Below are 17,235 nucleotides of genomic sequence, written 5' to 3' on the forward strand. Positions count from 1 at the left end.
CCACGCAACACCGCACGTCCGATAGTCGGACAACCGGTGTTGCGTCCGTTGAAGCAGAGCAAAGGACGCGTGGGGGAGGGCGACAGGCGCAGCGGTGGTAGGTGAGATCGCTGCGGCGGGACCAGCGGGGACGCGGAAAGGCCCGCCGCCTCGGCGACGGGCCTTTCCGGGTGACGACTGCCGCTAGTGCGACAGCAGGTGGTGCGCCTCGTGGGACTCGCGGATCTTGGCCCAGGACTTCGGTTCGGCCGGTGGCGCGGCCTTGCGTGCGGCGCTGGCCACGTCGGGACGGCCAGCGGTGAACAGCCAGGTGGTGAACAGCTTGTCCAGGTCCAGACCGGAAATCCCCTCGGCCAGGGCCTGGAACTGCTCGATGGTGCCGTTGCCGTACCGGTGCTCGGCCGTCCACGCCGGCAGGATCGCGAAGAACGCGTCGTCGCCGACGGCCAGCCGGAGCTGGTGCAGGGTCATCGCGCCCCGGTCGTACACCGCGTCGTCGAAGACCCGGTCGGCGCCCGGGTCACCGGGCAGCACCTGCCAGAAATCGTCGTCGGCGGGGTAGCTGGCGTAGGTGAAGTCGAAGACCTCCTGCGCGGTGCCCTCGCCCTGCTCCTCCGACCAGAGCCACTCGGCGTACGAGGCGAAGCCCTCGTTGAGCCAGATGTTGCGCCACTCGGCCACCGAGACCGAGTCACCGAACCACTGGTGGGCGTTCTCGTGGGCCACCACGTACGTGTTGGCGCCGCGCCGCCAGAAGCCCGGCCCGTACACCGGGCGGGTCTGCGTCTCCAGGGCGAAACCGATGCCGTCCACCGGCCCGGCCACGCCACCCTGCGCCTCGAACGGGTACGGGCCGAAGATCCCGCTCTCCCAGTCGACGATCTCACCGGTCCGCTCGATGCTGGCCCGCGCGGCCGGCCCGAGCGCGCCCAGCGAGGTGCTGTACGCGTTGATCACCGGCTGGCCGCCCGGCGTGGTGTCGGTGACGATGTCGTACTGGCCGATGGCCATGAAGGCCAGGTAGGGCGCGGTGGGGGAGGTGGTCCGCCAGATCCACCGGGTGCGGTTGCCGGCCTCGGCCGCCGGCGGCCTCGGCTGCACGCCGTTGCTGATCACCTCGACACCGGTGGGCACCGACACGGAGATGTCGAAGGTCGCCTTGTCCAGCGGGTGGTCGTTGCTCGGGAACCACCACCACGCCGACTCGGGCTCGTTGACCGCGAGCGCCCCGTCATCGGTACGCGTCCAGCCGCTGTAGCCGCCGACCAGGGTCTCGGACGGAACGCCGCCGTAGCGCACCACGATGGTGAGCTGCTCGCCCCGGGTGATGGTGCGGGCCGGGGTGACGACCAGCTCGTGCGTGCCCGCGGTGCTGGCGCCGGCCTCCCACCCGTTGACCCGTACCGACTCGACGTCGAGCAGGAAGTCCAGGTTGAACGCAGAGAGGTCCTGCGTCGCCGTGGCGAGGATCGTGGTGGTGCCGGTGAGCCGGTCGGTGGCCGGGTCGTAGCGCAGCCGGACGTCGTAGTGCGAGACGTCGTAGCCACCGTTGCCGTAGTCGGGGTAGTAGGTGTCGCCCAGGCCGGGCGCGCCGGGTTGCGGCACGGCGGTGACGACGGGACGGCCCCAGGCCGTCGGGGCGGCCGAAGCGGACGCGCCGGTGAGCATGGTGCCGGCGGTGGTGAGGGTCAGGGCGGCGGTGGCCGCCGTGAGGACTCGACGCACGAGGTGGACTCCCTCCATCGGGTGTTCGCACCGCAAACCTAATCGACAACTGTGAACGTCGCTGGCCCGACAGGCGCGCAACGTGTCACAACCGTCGGCCGCCACGACCCGAAAGCGCGGGTCGGTTACTGTCCCGGTGTCACCGCTGTCCGTTAGGGTTTCCGCGGACCGGACGGCCGTGGCGTGGGAGGCACAACGTGGGCAGGCTCGCGTCGGTGTACGGCCAGGCGGTCACCGCCCACCGGGCGGCCCGTTCCCACCTGGACGCGGCCCGGGCCGTGCTCGGCGCGGCGCCGCCTCCGACGCCGCAGGCCGGTGGGGCCGACCTCGTCGCCCGACTCGCGCGCCTCGGCGCCGCGCTGGCCACCCCCACCCCCGGCGCGGCCACCCTGACCGACGACCCGGTCGCGTTACGGATCGGCGAGGCGTCCACCGAGGACGGCGGGTTCGCCGTGCTGGTGCCGCTCGGCGGCGGCCACCACCTGGCACTGGACACCGACGCCCGGGACGGGCGGGTCGCGGCGCTGCTGCGGGCGGTGGTGCTGCGGCTGGTGGCCACCGCACCGCCCGGTCGGGTCCGGGTCGCCGGCATCGACACCGCCGCGCTGGGCGCGACCTTCGGTTCGTTGCGCCCGTTGCTCGACGCCGGGGTGCTCGACCCGCCGGCCACCAGCGAGACCGAGGTGGCCGCTCTGCTGGACACCGCCGAACGGCACGCCCGCGCCGCCCAGCACGCCGAACCCGCCACGCGGCAGTTGCTGCTCGTCGTCGCCACCGCCGCGCCCGCGCCACGCGAGCTGGCCCGACTCGCCGCGCTCACCCACGCCGGCCCGGCCGCCGCCGTCTGCGTGCTCCTCGCCGGGCATCCGTCCCGGCTGCCCGGCGAGACGTCGCCGCCGCTGGGCAGCACCACCGCCATCCGGCTCGCCGAGGGGTACGCACAGGTCGGCGACCCGGCCGGCATGCCGTTCAGCGCCGACGGCAGCGGTCTCGCCGCACCCGTGCTGCTCGACGGCGATCCGCCGCCGGCGTCGGTCCGCGCGCTCGCGGAGCACGTCGGCGCCGCCGCCCGTCGCGCCGACGCGCTGCCGTTCGCCGCGCTGCTGCCCGAGCGACGCTGGGCCGAGTCCGCGGCCAACGGCCTGCGCACCGTCGTCGGCCGGGCTGGCCCGGCACCGCTGACCGTCGCCTTCGACGACGCCACCCCGCACTGGCTGGTCGGCGGGCGCACCGGCGCGGGCAAGACCGTCTTCCTCCTCGACGTCCTGTACGGGCTGGCCGCGCGCTACTCGCCCGCCGAGTTGCAGCTCTACCTGCTCGACTTCAAGGAGGGCGTGAGTTTCACCGAGTTCGTGCCCACCGGTCGCGACCCGTCCTGGCTGCCGCACGCCCGCGCGGTCGGCATCGAGTCCGACCGCGAGTACGGCCTGGCGGTGCTGCGCGAGCTGCGCCGCGAGGCGCAGCGGCGTGCCACCGCGCTGAAGCGGCACGGTGTCACCAAGCTCGCCGACCTCCCGCGGGACAATCCGCTGCCGCGCGTCGTGGCCGTCATCGACGAGTTCCACGTGCTGCTCGCCGGCAACGACGCCCTGGCCCGCGAGGCGGTCGACCTGCTGGAGGAGTTGGCCCGCAAGGGCCGCTCGTACGGCATCCACCTGGTGCTGGCCAGCCAGAGCATGACCGGGATCGAGGCGCTCTACGGTCGGGCCGAGGCGATCTTCGGGCAGTTCGCCCTGCGGGTGGCGTTGCCCGGCGGCGGTGGCGTCCTCGACCAGCTCAACGACGCCGCCGCGGCCCTGCCGATCGGCGCGGCCGTGGTCAACACCGCAGCCGGCGCGGTCGGCGCGGACACCGTCGTGCGCTTCCCGGACGCGCACGCCGCCGCCGGCGACCTGGCCGCGCTGCGCCACGAGCTGTGGCAGGCCCGGCCGCCGGGCTCGCGGGCCCCGGCGGTCTTCAAGGGGTACGAGGCGGCGCGCGTCGAGGACGATCCCACCTTCGCCGGACTGCGCCCCGGTGGCCGACGTCCCATGGCGCTGGTCGGCCGGACTGTCGACGTGCACGGCACCACCGCACTGTTCCTGATGGACACCACCCCCGGCCGGCACCTCGCCGTCGTCGGCACCACACCGGCCGGCGCGGACGTGCTGCGCGCCGCGACGCTGAGCCTGGCCCGTCAACACACCCCCGGTGACGTCCGGTTCCAGGTGGCCTCGTTGGTCACCGCCGCCGACCCGGTCGCCGCCGAGACCGAGGCCACGCTGCGGTCCGCCGGCCATCCGGTGCACCGCCTCGACGCGGCCGGGCTGCGCGACCGGATCGCCGCGCTGGCCGCCGAGCCGGCCGGCCGGGAATACCTGGTGGTGTTCGGGATGGACGCCGCCGCGCCGGTGCTCGGGGCGTCCGACCCGGTGACGTTCCGCTCCGGCCTGGACGACCTGCGTGCCCTGTTGCGCCAGGGGCCGGCCCAGGGCGTGCACCTGCTCGGCTGGTGGCGTGGCCTGCGCCGGCTCTCCGACGACCTCGGCGGCACCCAGAACCGGGACGACATCGCCTGCCTCGTCGCGCTCAACGTGCCCGGGCCCGAGCTGGCCCTGCACCTCGGGGTGCACGACCTGGCCTACACGCCCCGCGCCGACCGGGCGCTGCTGATCGACAGGCACGACCAGCGGACCAGGCTGATCGTGCCGTTCGCCCGCGACGGGCACGACTCGGACGGGGAGCGTTGAGGGTGTCCTTCGAGGAGTACGCGGCGCTGGCCCGACAGCTCGCCGACCACCGCCGTGCCGGTGAGCGGGATGCCGCCGCCGAGTCCGAGCGTCGCCGTGACCTGTACGCCGCCGCCGACTACCTGCACCAGCGGCTGACCGCCCAGGGCCAGCGTCTCGACCAGCTCGGCCGCGCCATCGGCGTCGACCAGCCGCCGACGCCCGAGACCTCCGCTGCCCCACCCGACCCATGGGCACCGCCCATCCCGCCCACTGCGCCTGGCCCCTCCGCCCCGCCGGCGTCGGCCGCGTCGAGCCCGTGGGCCCCGCCCGGCTCGTCGGTCCCGCCCGGCTCGTCGGTCCCGCCCGGCTCGTCGGCTGCGCCCGGACCGAGGGACGGGGATTTCGCCGGCGCAGCCGGCGCGCCGGGGCGGGCGGGTGTCGGGGCGTACTCCGAGCTGCCGGCGGGGCAGGCGCGGCTGGCGCTGCCGACGGCGGTGAGTTCGGCGGGCGTCGGGCTGCCGACGCAGCGCGCGGCGGTGGTCGACCCGGTGGTGGAGCTGGAGCTGGCCCGACGGATGGCCGACGAGGCCGACCGGCACGGGCAGCAGGCCGAGCTGCTGGCCCAGCGGCCGGCGCTGCTGCCGACGTGGTCGCCGCTGGCGCGGGCGGTCGCCGTCTACGCGGCCTGCGGGGCGGCGGGCGGGGTGTTGATGCTGACGCTGGTGCTCGCGTCCGGGATCGGCCTGGTCGACGGTTTCACCCTCGGCGCGTGGATCTGCGCGGGCCTGCCGGCGCTGGCGTTCTTCGGGGGCTACCTGGTGCTGGGCCGGTGGGGGAGGCCCGCCATGGTGGCCGGCACGCCGCCGCGCTACCTGCCGCTCGGATTCGCGATCTGCTTCCTGCTGGTGCCGCTGGGCTACTGCGCCTACCTGGTGCTGTTCCGCGCCCTGCGCTGACGGCGTTGATCCGGGCTGCCGCGAAGGACGTCAGCCGCCCGCGCGGGCCGACGGAGTCGCGCGCCGCAGTTCGGTCAGCTCGTGGTCCAGCAGGTCGGCCAGTCGCTCGAAACGGTCGGGCCGATTTTCGCGGGTGATGCCCCGGCTGGGCATCTCGACAGTCATCAACAGGTACAGGTGCAGGCGGTAGAGGCTGAGCCGACGCAGGGCGGCCTCGTCGAAGGCCACCGGATCGGTCGCGGCGGCCCGGTAGCCCCGCAGGAACGGGCTCTCGGGTTCGTCCTCCACCCGTCGGTAGATCAGGGGCGACACCAGGTCCATCAGCGGGTCGCCGAAGAGGAACCGCTCACCGTCGACGATCCCGCGCAGGCGCAGGTTGCCATCGGTCTCGGGTTCGGCGAGCACGTTGCCGTCCCAGCCGTCGAAGTGCAGCAGCGTCGGCCGGCGTACCTCGTCCAGGACCGACGCGTACCGCTCGGGCAGTTCCCGGATCCGGCCCGGGGAGGTGGGCAGCCGGACGTCCCAGTCCGCCGCGTCGGCGAGCAGCCCGTCGAGCATGGCGGTGAACGCCTCGCGCCACGTCGCGCCGCTCGCCCGAGGGCCGTCGTACCCGTAACGGTCGCCGGTCACCCGGTGCAGCGCGGCGATCGCGGCTCCGAAGTCGTACCGGGCCGGGCCGTCGTCGAGGCGCTGCGCCGACTCCGACCACTCCCGCAACGAGCGACCCGGCAGCAGGCCCGTGAACAGCCACTCGCCGAGCTCCGGATCGTTGCCGTGGTGCAGCAGCGGTGGCACGGGCACCTGCGGCGCGTGCGCGGCCACGAGTCGGAAGTACCGCGCCTCCGCACCGCAGAGGCCCCGCTCGTAGCGCAGCAGCGGCGCGTCGGCCGGCGGGGCCACCTTCAGCACCACCTCGCGCCCGCCGTCGAGCGCCACCCGCCACACCGTCGCGAAGCCGCCGCCCGTGATGGGCGCACAGTCCACCATCGAGTGGCCCGCGCCGAAGGACGCCTCCACGTAGCGGCGCACCTGATCACGGTCCAGTGATCGCTGTGTGCGGCTCAGTGCCTCCACCCCGGCGTACCTTCCTCCCCGTCGCGACGCCCGCCAGACTGCCAGATTCGTCGGCCGGTCGGGGTTTCTCGATCACTTGATGCGTACCAGTTGGCGAGCGTCTGCGGTGACTGGTACGCATCAAGTGATCTTCGCGAACGACGTCCCGCAGGTCGCGATCGGGCAATCGGGCGGTCGCACTCTGTGCGCGGATCTCGTACGCTCCCTTGTGGTCTCCGCCGGTGCGGTGGTGGAGGCGATGGTCGACCAGGGGGAGGATGCGCGTGAGCGCAGCACAGATCATCGCGAGGTTGGCGGCGGCGTCGCAGAAGCTCGACGAGGCAAAGGCCAAGACTGCGGCGGCAGCTCAGGACGCGGCCGAGGCGCGGAGCCTCGTCGCCGGCGCGCTTGAAGGCGTCGCGGCCGGGCCGCTGGTCGGCATGATCGACGCCTACCGCCAGGCGTTGGCGCAGGCCGCCCAGGGCGGCGAGCCGGCCAAGCAGCACGTCCAGGAGACGATCGCCAAGGTCCGCGCGCTGGGAAACTGACCACGCTGTAGCGGACGGAGATCGTCGCTGGCCAGGGACGTTCACGGCACGGCCAGCGACGCGCACTCCGGTAACCGTCAGCGGGTGACGCGGACCTCGCCCTCAAAGTGAGGCGAGTAGTCGCAGTCGACAGGGGTGCACAGCGCCACATTCCCGGTGGCGAGCGCGATGCCCCGGTTGAAGGCGAAGCCGCCGCTCTCCGCGTAGACCCGGCCGATCACGGCCTGCGGGACGCCGGTGCAGGTGAACATCGTCCCGCCGCTGCCGTACGCGACGTTGTCGCCCGAGCGTTGACGCAGACTGAATTCCGCACCGCCGTCTCGACCGGACTCGCAGGTCACGGTGAGGGTGATGTCGACGGCGACCCCGCGTGCGACCAGTTTCGCCGAGGTGACCTCGACGGTGGTGGCCGCGCTCGCCGGGGTCGGTGCCAGCACTGCGCACAGGGACAGTCCGAGTAGGGCGACGGTGGTGGTGACACGGCGCACGGCGGTCCTCCTCAGTGGAGTGGCTGCGTTCCACGGTCACGGTAGCCATCGCCGGCAATTGCCACCATCGATCGATCGTGCGGGTGCTGGGTAGCCGTCGGATGGGCGGGTGAGCGTGATGCCTGTGGGTCATCTTGATGACGCACAGGCATCAGAGGCTCAGGGGACATCGCTCCCCGGGAGCCGCGCAACGGCCCGGCGGAGGTCAGGCGCGCGAGCGGGGCAGGCAGCACTTCTTGTACTTCGTGCCCGAGCCGCACCAGCAGGCGTCGTTGCGGCCCGGCGGCCAGGAGGTGACGCCCGCGTCGTCGAGGCTGTCGGCGTACTCGTCGAGGGTCTCCTCGTCGATGGCGTCGGCGCCCGCGAAGGCCGCGAGACCCTCGACGCTGCCCGCCACGATGCCCAGGTCGCCGCCGCCGAGGCCGGACGCGTCGACGAGGGCGCGCTCGATCTGGGCGCGGTGCTCGTCCCAGGTGGCCGGGTAGCTCTCGGCCAGTGCCGGCCAGCGCGCCAGCAGCGCCTCGAACTCCGGCTTCGGCCAGAACAGCAGCGTCGCCGGACCGTCGTCGAGGGCGTCGGCGGCGTGGCTAGCGGCGTCGCGCAGCCGGTCGGCGAGGTTGTCGTACTCGTCGTGCGGGAGGCCCATCTCCTCGCGCAGGTCGTGCCGCCGCTGGGCCAGGCCGTAGATCATGGCGGCGGCCGTGTCCTGGGCGTCGTCGGACCCGTGCTGATGGGTGCGACTGCGGTTCACCATCGTGTCGAGCGCCTGGGTGAGCCAGTCGACAGCCGTCTCGGCGTGGCCGGACTCGGCCAACTCCTGGACCAGTTGGACGGCGTCGGGGTCGGTCTCCAACAGCGGACGCAGGTCGCCCAGTTCGGCCAGGCCCTCGTCGACCCGCCCGAGGCGCAGCAGCAGCCCGCCGCGCACGGCGCGGACGAAGGTGTTGTCGTCGGGCTGCTCGGCGACAGCGCGGGTGGCCAGCGCGAGAGCGTCCGCCAGGTCACCCGCCTGCTCCAGGATGTCCGCGGCGACCAGCAGCGCGTAGCCGGTCTCGGCGGGGTCGGCGACCCTGCCCTCGTCGACGGCGCTCACCAGTTCGGTGACCAGCGCCGCCGGGTCGGGGCTCTCCGATCCCAGGGAACCGATCTCTTCGATCCGCTCGGTGGTCAACATCTCGGGCATGGGCACATCCTGGGCGACGACGGGCGGGCGGCCAGCGTACTCCGAAGCATGTCGCAGCCCGGGCGGCGAACCGCCCGGGCTGCGACGCGGACCTCAGCGGGTCGCGGGCATGGTGGCGAACTCGCCGGCTAGCTCGGACTCGACGATCGTCGCGGCGGACGGCCGGCGACCGGCCGACGCCCGCCGGGCGGACGGGACGGCGAGGGCCGCGAGCGCGGCGGCGAGGGCGATCGCGGTGAGGAGGAGAAATCCCGCCGTGAAGCCGGCCTCCCGGGGCAGGCCGCTGGCCTGCGGGTGGGCGGTGATCACGCCGCTGACCACTGCCGCGCCGATCGCGCCGCCGATGGTACGGATGTTGGCGTTCATGCCGGTCGCCACGCCGGTCTGGCTGGCGGGCACGCTGGCGACGATGAGGTTGGCCATCGACGCGAAGGCCAGGCCGATGCCGAGGCCGACCAGGCCGCCGGCGACGCCGACCTCCCAGCGGGTGTCGTGCGCGGCGGCGAGCATGGCGGACGCGGCCACGTTGAACGCCGCGCCGGTGGCGAGCTGAGCCTTGGCGCTGAACACGGCCTGGAGCCGGCCGGCGAGGATGCCCGCGACGAACATCGCGACGAGCATCGGCAGCATGAGCAGACCGGCCTGGCTGATGCTGGCGCCGAAGCCGTAACCGGCTGCGGTCGGGGTCTGCACGAACTGGGGCAGGAACGCGTACACGGAGAACATCGAACCGCCGTAGAGCAGGGCGACCAGGTTGGTGGTCCAGACGCCGGGCAGGCGCATCATCCGCATGTCGATCAGTGGGTTGGCCGAGCGCAGTTCGGCGGTCAGCCAGCCGGCCAGCAGCACCACGGCGAGGGCGAGCAGGCCGAGCACCCGGGTGCTGGTCCAGCCCCAGGCCGCGCCCTGGCTGATCGGCAGGAGCAGCGCGACCAGCCAGCCGGAGAGCAGCAGGGTGGCGCGCCAGTCGATGCGGCCCGGGGTACGCACCGGTGACTCCGGCACGAAGAGGCGTGCGGCCACGGCGGTCAGCCCGACCACGACCATCGGGATCCAGAACAGCCAGCGGTAGTCCAGGGTGCTGACGATCGGGCCGGCCAGGACGACGCCCAGGCCACCACCGACGGCGACGATCGCCGAGATGGCGGCCACCGCGGTGGAGACCCGCGCGGCGGGGAACTCGTCCCGGATGATGCCGAACGACAGCGGGAAGACCGCGCCGCCGATGCCCTGCACGACCCGGGCGACGATGAGAACGCCGATGTTCGGCGCGATGGCTGCCACCAGGCAGCCGAGGGCGAGGGCGGCGAGCGAGACGACGAGCATCCGCTCCTTGCCGATCATGTCGCCGACCCGCCCGAGGATCGGCGTGAAGATCGACGCGGAGAGCAGGTAGGCGGTCAGGACCCAGGTCACGGTGTTCTGCGAGGTGTGCAGGTCCTGCTGGATGGTCGGCAGCACCGGGGTGATCAGCGACTGGAGCATCGCGAAGAAGCCGGCGCCGGCCGCGAGCACGGTGAAGGTGAGCCGACGCGAGCTGCGTCGGGAGGTCACTGCCACGAGAGGAAACTCCTGAAATGGTACGGAAGGAGGTGTGTCGCCCGTCGTCGGAGGCGGGCGGGTTGTCGGGTCCGGGCGATCGGGTGGCCAGGCGGATCGGGCGGGTCCCGAGGTAAGCTATCCGGAGGCAGGCCTCCGGGAATTCCGGAGGGGTGCCTCCACTAAGCTAGCGGAGGGTTGCCTCCGGATGCAACCAGGACGAGGTGACACACGTCATGACCACGGCGGGGCAGGTGCCCGAGGTCTTCGCGCAGCGGCCCAAGCGGGCCGACGCGCGGCGTAACTACGACGCCCTGATCGCCGCGGCGCGCGACGCGTTCGCCGAGAACGGCGCGGCCGCCTCCCTGGAGGACGTGGCCCGTCGGGCCGGGGTGGGCATCGGCACCCTCTACCGCAACTTCCCGACCCGGCGGCACCTCTTCGAGGCCGTCTACGTCGAGGAGGTCCGGGCGCTGAGCCGCTCCGCCGAGGACCTCTCCGAGCTGCCACCGTGGGACGCCCTGGTCGCCTGGCTGCACCGCTTCGTCGCGTACGTCGCCACCAAGCGGGCCCTCGCCGAGCAGTTGCTGCACGACTCGGAGATCTTCGGGACCTGCCGGACGGAGATCTACGCCGCCGGTGAGCCCCTGATGCGTCGCGCCCAGGCGGCCGGCGTGGTCCGCGACGACATCGGCTTCGACGACGTGGTGCGGCTGATCAGCGGGCTCACCATGGCCCAGTTCCCGTCGCCCGAGCAACGCGACCGCGTCCTCGGTGTCGCCCTCGACGGGCTACGCCCCGCGGCCGCCGCCCGCTGACGACATTCCCTCGTCGACCAGCACCAGCCACTCGTCGTCGAACCGTTTGACGACGGTGCCCGCCGGCCACCGGTGACCGGGATCGACGGCCGCCCGAGCCTGCTCGACCTGCGGCGGTCGGCTGAACTGCGTGTCGCGGAAGCTGGCCGTGCGGTGGAAACGGGCCCGGCCGAAGTTCGCGGCGTCGGTGAAGCGGGCGCGATCGAAGAGCGCCTCCGCGCCGAAGATCGTCCAGCGGAACAACGCCATGTGCGCGAAGCGGCCCGAGTGGAAGCTGGCCGATCCGCCGAACTCGGTGTGCTCCATCGACAGGGCGCCGTCGAACACCGCCTCCTGGAAGGTGGTGGCGTCCTGGAAGCGGGTCGCGTCGAAGCTGGTCGGCTGACCGAACGTCGCGCGGCGGAATGAGGTCGGCCCGACGAAGTGGGACCGTCGGCAGGACAGGCCGTCGGTGAACTCAACCCCGTCGAAGCTGGCGAGGCCGCGCACGCGGATGTCGTCCAGCACGACCTCACCGCCGGCCGTGAGGTCGTCGAACACCACGTCGCCGAGGGTCGCCGAACCGAGCAGCAGCCGCCCCCTCGTCGTCGCGCCCGCGAAGGTGGTCGTGCCGGTGAACGTCGCCCCCGTGAAGGTCGCGTCGACGAGCGTGCAGCCCGCGGCGTCGAAGTCGACGAGCGCGGCGCCGGTCAGGTCCAGCACGACGTCCGGCCAGTGCCCCGTTTCGTCCTGGGCGCGCAGGTGCCGGGTCAGGACCCGCTGCGCGGTGCGCCGGACCTCCGTCTCGCGCGGTTCGTCGTCCGGCGGCGACATCCGCAGGTACGCGCAGAGCACCGCCGCGATCGTCGACCGCTGCGACGGATTGTCCTGGCCGAGGCGTTCCAGCGCGTGCAGTCCGCCGAGGCGTACGGCGGCGCTGTCGTTGCCCAGCAGCTCGACCGCCCGGGTGTAGAGCTCGGTCAGCCGCCGTTCGGCCGCGTCGTGTTCCGCCGCCGTGGACTGTCGGTCCTGGTGGCGCTGCGCGGCGTCGGCCACCGACTCGGCGTGCGCCTGCACCCGGTCCCGGTGCGCCTGGTCGCGGGCGGCGACGGCCTCCTGGTGGCGCTGCGCCCGCTCGGCGATCCACTGCCGGCGGGCGGCCAGCAGCAGGGCCAGCCCTCCGCCGGTGCCGGCGACAACGGTCAGGCCGGTGCGGATCGCGTCGATGCGTAGCGTGGCCCGGATGTCCGGCTGGATGGCCCGGTCGGCCTCGGTGAGCAGGAGGCCGAGAACCAGCCAGCCCAACGCGGCGGCGAGCAGCAGGCCGACGAGCACCAGCCACCACGGCATCACCCGCAACTGGCGTTCGGGGGGTTCGTCGGCAGCCACGGCGACAGCATGCCACCGGTCGTCGCGGGGTGGGGGAGCGTGGTGCCGGGGCGTCCGCTGTGGAGGGCGACCGGTTTGCCGGTTTGCGCCGTCGACGGGACAACGGGTTACCGGCGCGTAACAAGCCATTGACGTTGCCGAATTGTTGCAGGCATGATCGTCGCACGGTCGACCGGACACCCCCACCCACCTGCCCGGATCGTCGGGCGCCTCCCCCCGGAGGTGCAGCCATGCTGCTCCGAAAGACCGTCCTCGTCGTGTCCCTGGCCGCCGCCGCCCTGCTCGCTTCGGCTGGCACCGCGTCCGCCGCCCCCGCCCCCGTCGCTCCGGCCTCCTCCTCGGCCACCACCACCACCGCTGCCGCCGCCAACCCGGTCATCGTGGTCGGCGGGCTCAGCGGCGTCGCCGTCGCGTACGAGCCGATCGCCGCCCGGCTGCGCGCCGACGGCTACCGGACCTACATCTACCAGCTTCCCGGGCTGGGCCTCGGTGACATCCCCGCCTCGGCTCGGGCGTTCGCCGGGTACGTCGAGCAGGTGCGCGCCAGTACCGGCGCGACGAGCGTCGACCTCGTCGCCCACTCCGAGGGCGGTCTGGTCAGCCGCTACTACCTCAAGCGGCTCGGCGGCACCGCCACCGTCGGCAGGTACGTCAGCCTGGGCACACCCCAGTACGGCACCTACGTCGCCAACATCGTGGCGTTCCTCGGCCTCGGCAGCTGCGCGGGCATCGTCGCCTGCCAACAGATGACCATCGGCTCGGCGTTCCTCGCCGACCTCAACGCCGGCGACGACACCCCCGGTTCGGTGCGCTACACCACGATCCGGACGGTGCAGGACGAGCTGGTCCGCCCGACCGGCAACGCCATCGTCAACGACGGCGCGACGAACGTACTCGTCCAGGCGTACTGCCCGCTGCGGGTGGTGGGGCACCTGGGCCTGGTGCTCGACGGTACGGCGTACACCATCGTGCGCGGCGCCCTTGTCGACGGCCCGGTGCGACCCAACTGCCTCGCGGTCTGACGGCTCGTCGGTGCGGTGGTCCCGTGGGGGCCGCCGCACCAGGCCCGCGACGGCGAGTGTCGGTTGCGTGACGATCCCGCAAAACGGTGTGGCAGGCATCAGGTGTCCTCGATAACCTGCTGCGGCCGTCCACTCCCGACAGTGGATGCCATCGTCGAGAGGGAGCAGCAGGCATGACCGAGCCGCACCGCGTGCCGCCGGAGAGCACACCGCCGACAGTGCCGCAGCTCGACGTCCGGGCCGCCGAACCCCCGGCCGCCGACGCCCCGCCGCCCACCGGCGGGTTCGCCGACCGGCCACCGGGTTACCCGAGCGCCCTGGTCTGGCTGCGCGCCGGGATCATGCGGGACTGGCGGGGCGTGCTCGGCGCGTTCGTCGCCACCTGGTTCTACCTGCCGATCGCGTTGCTCCTGGCGTTCTGGGGTGGTCTCAGCTTCGCCGCCGTCGGCCTCTTCGCCGGCGGCGCCGGCGCGGACGACCAGATCCCCACGGTGCTGCGCGACGCGCCGCTGATCGGCTCGCTGCTGGACGCGTTCCTCAGCCGCTCCGGCGGGATGCTGGGCGGCGTGGCCGGGTTCGTGGTCGGGTTCCTCGCCGGGTTCCTCGCCGTGCTGGTGCTGCCCTGGCTGACCGTCGTGGACGAGCCTCTCGCGCTGCTCACCGGCCTGATCGGCACTGTCGTCGCGGCGGCGCTGATCGGCGTCGTCTACACGCTGTACCGGGTGCTGCTCGAGCCGAGCCTGCTGGTGGTGTCCGGTGCGCGTCAGCCCAGCCGCCGCGAGAACGCGCGACTGCGCCCGATCCTGGACGACTGCGCGCGACGCCTCGGCCTGCCCAGTGTGCCCCGGCTGCTCATGGAGGACGACCCGGTCCTGAGCAACGCCCGCACCTACGCCCGGCACGTGGTGGTCACCACCGCCGTGCTCACCGAGCCGGACGACGAGGTCGCGGCGCTGCTCAGCCACGAGCTGGTGCACTGGCGCACCGGGGACGAGATCACCAGCGCCTTCGTGCGCGGCGTCGGCCTTCCGCTCACCCTCGCCCACGCCCTGCCGACCTGGCTGATGCGGACGTTCCCGCACCCGGCCACCAACTTCGTGGTGTTCCTGTTCTTCTGGCCGGTGCTGCTCACCATGCGGTACGTGGTGCTGCCCCTGCACGCCCGCGACGTACGGGCCGCCGAGTACCGGGCCGACCTCGGCGCGGTGCTGACCGGGCACGTCGACGGGCTGCGGCGCATCCTGGAACGGCGGCTCTCCTTCGAGAGCGGGCGCAGCGGCTGGGACGAGGCGGTCTGCGCCACCCACCCGCCGCACGAGCTGCGGCTCGACGCGCTGGAGCGGGCGTCGGTGGCGGGTGCGCCCGCCCAGGCCGGCGTACCCGCCGACCTGGCCGCGTCGGTCACCGCCGAGCGGCTCTTCGGCCACAGCGGCCCGGTCGGCTCCCGCCGCACCTGGCTGCTGGTCGGCGTCCTCGCCCTGGTCGCCTGCCTCGGCGCCAGCGGGCTGAGCGTGATCCAGTGGGCGTTCTTCCGTCCCCAGGCGACGGTCGACGGATTCTTCTCCGCGCTCGCCGACCGGGACAGCGAGGCCGCGCTCGACCACCTCACCGACTCCGGCGACGGCACCGACCACAAGCTGCTCGCCCAACTGCTGCGCGGCAAGGGCTACCAGCCACCCACCGACGTCGAGGTCAAGACGGTGGAACGCGAGGACGACACCGCCACCGCGACGGTGGCGTACCGGTTGGGCGACGCGCCGCAGACGGCCACCCTCACCCTGCACCGCACCGAGGAGACCACCGCCGGTCTGTTCCACGGTTGGCGGTTGGCCGGTGGGCCGATCCCGCTCAACTCGTCGATCGCCGAGCCGGGCGTACGCCTCAACGGGGTGGAGCTGCCGGTCGCCACCGAGGGCCCGCCGCTGGTGCTGCTGCCCGGCCTCTACAGCGCGACCGGCCCGTCCAGCGCGCTGAGCGAGACGCCCACCGAAACCCTGCTGGTCGGCCCGGGAGAGGGCTCGGCGATCCTGGACCTGGCCCCGGTGCTCAAGCCGACGGCGGTCGAGGCCGTCCAGACCCGGGTACGCGCCTGGCTGGACGAGTGCGCCAAGCAGACGATCGCCGCCCCGCCGGGCTGCCCGTTCCGCTACTACGGCGGGTCCGCGCAGAAGGTCACCTGGAAGATCCTGGAGTACCCGAAGGTCGCGGTCGAGCTGGCCGGCCCGAGCACCGCCCGGGTGTCCACCCCACTGGAAGGTCAGGGCCGGGTGCAGGTCAGCGGCACCACCACCTACTTCGGCGCCAGCTCACCGTTCAGCGACGACAGCGCGCTGACCGTTTCGGGGCTCGCCACCGCCGACGGGGACGCCGTCACCTTCCAACCCGCCTCCGACTGACCGGGAGACCCACCGTGACCGACAGCGACACCGCGCGGCTGCCCATCCGGCTGACGATCAACCCCCGGCAGCGGCAGCCCGCGGCGGTCGACCTGCTGACCTGGATCCACCGCCGTCCGGAGTACCGGCCGGTGGTCCGGGCCGCCGGTGGTGGCGGGGGACGGCCCGGCTTCAGCGACGCGGTGATCATCGCGGTGCTGGCCCAGGGGCTGCTGCCGGGGCTGTTCAACCTGTTGCAGTCCTGGGTCGACCAGCAGCGCACCGAGGCCAGCATCCGGATCCAGTCCGGGGACACCGAGGTGGAGTTGCAGGTGAGTGGGCGCACCGACTCGGCCCGCCTGCTGGCCCAGGCCACCGAGGCGTTGCGCGCCGCCCGCGAGCCCGGCCCGGACGCCGCCGACTGAACCGGCGGCGTCCGGACCAGCGACTCAGCTCGCCTTGGCCAGCGCCTCGAACTCGTCGTCGGTGAGCCGTACGTCCGCGGCGCCGACGTTCTCCTCCAGGTGCGCCACCGACGACGTGCCAGGGATCGGCAGCATCACCGGCGACCGGCGCAGCAGCCACGCCAGGGCGAGCTGCGCAGGCGACGCGCCGTGCGCGTTGGAGATCGCGTCCAGCGGGCCGCCCGGCCGGGCCAGCTCGCCGGTGGCGATCGGGTACCACGGGATGAACGCCAGGTCGTTGCGTTCGCAGTAGTCCAGCACGTCCTCGGCGCTGCGGTTGGCGAGGTTGTACTCGTTCTGCACCGAGACGATCTCGGTGATCGCCCGCGACTGCTCGATCTGCTCCACGCTGACCTCGGACAGCCCGATGTGCTGGATCTTGCCCTCCTGCCGCAGCAGCGCCAGCTCACCCAACTGGTCCGCCAGCGGCACCTGCGGGTCGATCCGGTGCAGCTGGTACAGCGGGATGCTGTCCAGGCCCAGGTGCCGCAGGCTCAGCTCGCACTGCTGGCGCAGGTACTCCGGGCGGCCCACCGCACGCCAGTCACCCGGGCCCGAGCGGGTCAAGCCGGCCTTGGTCGCGATGACCAGGTCCTCGGCGTACGGGTGCAGGGCCTCGCGGATCAGCACCTCGGACACGAACGGCCCGTACGAGTCGGCGGTGTCGATGAACGTCACGCCCAGCTCGACCGCCCGGCGCAGCACGCGCAGAGCCTCGTCCGGGTCCTTCGGATCGCCCCACACACCCGGGCCGGTGAGCTGCATCGCCCCGTACCCGAGCCGGTTGACGGTGACCTCGCCACCGATCCGGTACGTGCCGGACGCCTTCGCGGGCTGCTTGCTGATGTCGGTCGCCATACGCACATCCTTCCTCGTCTTCTCCGTGGCGGGGCGGAGACGCCACCGGACCACCTCGTGATCGTTCCCCCGGAGCGGCCCGCCATGCCGTCGCCCGCCCGATCGTGTGTCGGGACACGACAACGAT

General features: G+C 73.2%; 14 protein-coding genes. 7 read left to right on the plus strand and 7 right to left on the minus strand.

Annotated features, from left to right (window positions below; genetic code table 11):
* Window positions 1-183 precede the first annotated feature (183 nt).
* Window positions 184-1,725: a M1 family metallopeptidase gene (locus tag ABZU91_RS10085; RefSeq protein ID WP_355236818.1), complete on the minus strand. Its 1,542-nt coding sequence runs from the start codon at window positions 1,723-1,725 to the stop codon at window positions 184-186.
* A 197-nt stretch (window positions 1,726-1,922) separates the two neighbouring features.
* Here ABZU91_RS10085 and ABZU91_RS10090 point away from each other — a divergent pair, with 197 nt between their 5' ends.
* Together ABZU91_RS10090 and ABZU91_RS10095 are read left to right on the plus strand one after the other, a co-directional pair.
* Window positions 1,923-4,454, plus strand: a complete 2,532-nt coding sequence (locus ABZU91_RS10090; protein ID WP_355236821.1) for an FtsK/SpoIIIE domain-containing protein — start codon at window positions 1,923-1,925, stop codon at window positions 4,452-4,454.
* Window positions 4,455-4,456: 2 nt separating this feature from the next.
* On the plus strand, window positions 4,457-5,392 hold the full coding sequence (locus ABZU91_RS10095) for a hypothetical protein (RefSeq protein ID WP_355236824.1): 936 nt from the start codon (window positions 4,457-4,459) through the stop codon (window positions 5,390-5,392).
* A gap of 30 nt (window positions 5,393-5,422) precedes the next feature.
* Here the strand turns inward: ABZU91_RS10095 and ABZU91_RS10100 are convergent, their stop codons facing one another.
* Window positions 5,423-6,421 carry an aminoglycoside phosphotransferase family protein gene (locus ABZU91_RS10100; protein ID WP_355236827.1) on the minus strand — a complete coding sequence of 333 codons (999 nt, stop codon included), beginning with the start codon at window positions 6,419-6,421 and terminating at the stop codon, window positions 5,423-5,425.
* A 302-nt stretch (window positions 6,422-6,723) separates the two neighbouring features.
* Here ABZU91_RS10100 and ABZU91_RS10105 point away from each other — a divergent pair, with 302 nt between their 5' ends.
* The gene (locus ABZU91_RS10105) at window positions 6,724-6,993 is read left to right on the plus strand and encodes a DUF6244 family protein (RefSeq protein WP_355236830.1); all 270 of its coding nucleotides are present in this window, start codon (window positions 6,724-6,726) and stop codon (window positions 6,991-6,993) included.
* 77 nt (window positions 6,994-7,070) lie between these two features.
* On the opposite strand, the gene ABZU91_RS10110 is transcribed toward ABZU91_RS10105, so the two are convergent.
* From ABZU91_RS10110 to ABZU91_RS10120, 3 genes are all read right to left on the minus strand, one after another.
* A complete protein-coding gene (locus tag ABZU91_RS10110; protein WP_355236833.1) occupies window positions 7,071-7,481 on the minus strand; it encodes a hypothetical protein in 411 nt (136 codons plus the stop codon).
* A 205-nt stretch (window positions 7,482-7,686) separates the two neighbouring features.
* Window positions 7,687-8,664: an SEC-C domain-containing protein gene (locus ABZU91_RS10115; RefSeq protein WP_355236836.1), complete on the minus strand. Its 978-nt coding sequence runs from the start codon at window positions 8,662-8,664 to the stop codon at window positions 7,687-7,689.
* Between the two features lie 93 nt (window positions 8,665-8,757).
* Window positions 8,758-10,224 (minus strand): MFS transporter, encoded by a 1,467-nt coding sequence (locus ABZU91_RS10120; RefSeq protein ID WP_355236838.1) that lies wholly within the window; start codon window positions 10,222-10,224, stop codon window positions 8,758-8,760.
* A 215-nt stretch (window positions 10,225-10,439) separates the two neighbouring features.
* Here ABZU91_RS10120 and ABZU91_RS10125 point away from each other — a divergent pair, with 215 nt between their 5' ends.
* Window positions 10,440-11,021, plus strand: a complete 582-nt coding sequence (locus ABZU91_RS10125) for a helix-turn-helix domain-containing protein (protein WP_355236841.1) — start codon at window positions 10,440-10,442, stop codon at window positions 11,019-11,021.
* Here the strand turns inward: ABZU91_RS10125 and ABZU91_RS10130 are convergent.
* A complete protein-coding gene (locus tag ABZU91_RS10130; protein WP_355236844.1) occupies window positions 10,995-12,389 on the minus strand; it encodes a pentapeptide repeat-containing protein in 1,395 nt (464 codons plus the stop codon). The genes ABZU91_RS10125 and ABZU91_RS10130 overlap by 27 nt on opposite strands.
* A gap of 230 nt (window positions 12,390-12,619) precedes the next feature.
* Here ABZU91_RS10130 and ABZU91_RS10135 point away from each other — a divergent pair, with 230 nt between their 5' ends.
* The 3 genes from ABZU91_RS10135 to ABZU91_RS10145 all read left to right on the plus strand — a co-directional run bounded on the left by ABZU91_RS10135 (window position 12,620) and on the right by ABZU91_RS10145 (window position 16,211).
* On the plus strand, window positions 12,620-13,411 hold the full coding sequence (locus tag ABZU91_RS10135; RefSeq protein ID WP_355236847.1) for an alpha/beta fold hydrolase: 792 nt from the start codon (window positions 12,620-12,622) through the stop codon (window positions 13,409-13,411).
* 173 nt (window positions 13,412-13,584) lie between these two features.
* Window positions 13,585-15,807 (plus strand): M48 family metalloprotease, encoded by a 2,223-nt coding sequence (locus ABZU91_RS10140; protein WP_355236850.1) that lies wholly within the window; start codon window positions 13,585-13,587, stop codon window positions 15,805-15,807.
* A 14-nt stretch (window positions 15,808-15,821) separates the two neighbouring features.
* A complete protein-coding gene (locus ABZU91_RS10145) occupies window positions 15,822-16,211 on the plus strand; it encodes a hypothetical protein (RefSeq protein ID WP_355236853.1) in 390 nt (129 codons plus the stop codon).
* A gap of 24 nt (window positions 16,212-16,235) precedes the next feature.
* On the opposite strand, the gene ABZU91_RS10150 is transcribed toward ABZU91_RS10145, so the two are convergent.
* Window positions 16,236-17,108: an aldo/keto reductase gene (locus tag ABZU91_RS10150; RefSeq protein ID WP_355236856.1), complete on the minus strand. Its 873-nt coding sequence runs from the start codon at window positions 17,106-17,108 to the stop codon at window positions 16,236-16,238.
* Between the last annotated feature and the right edge of the window lie 127 nt (window positions 17,109-17,235).

Origin of the sequence: Micromonospora sp. NPDC005174 (assembly GCF_040608495.1) — a bacterium.
In the GTDB taxonomy this organism is placed as follows: Bacteria; Actinomycetota; Actinomycetes; order Mycobacteriales; family Micromonosporaceae; genus Micromonospora.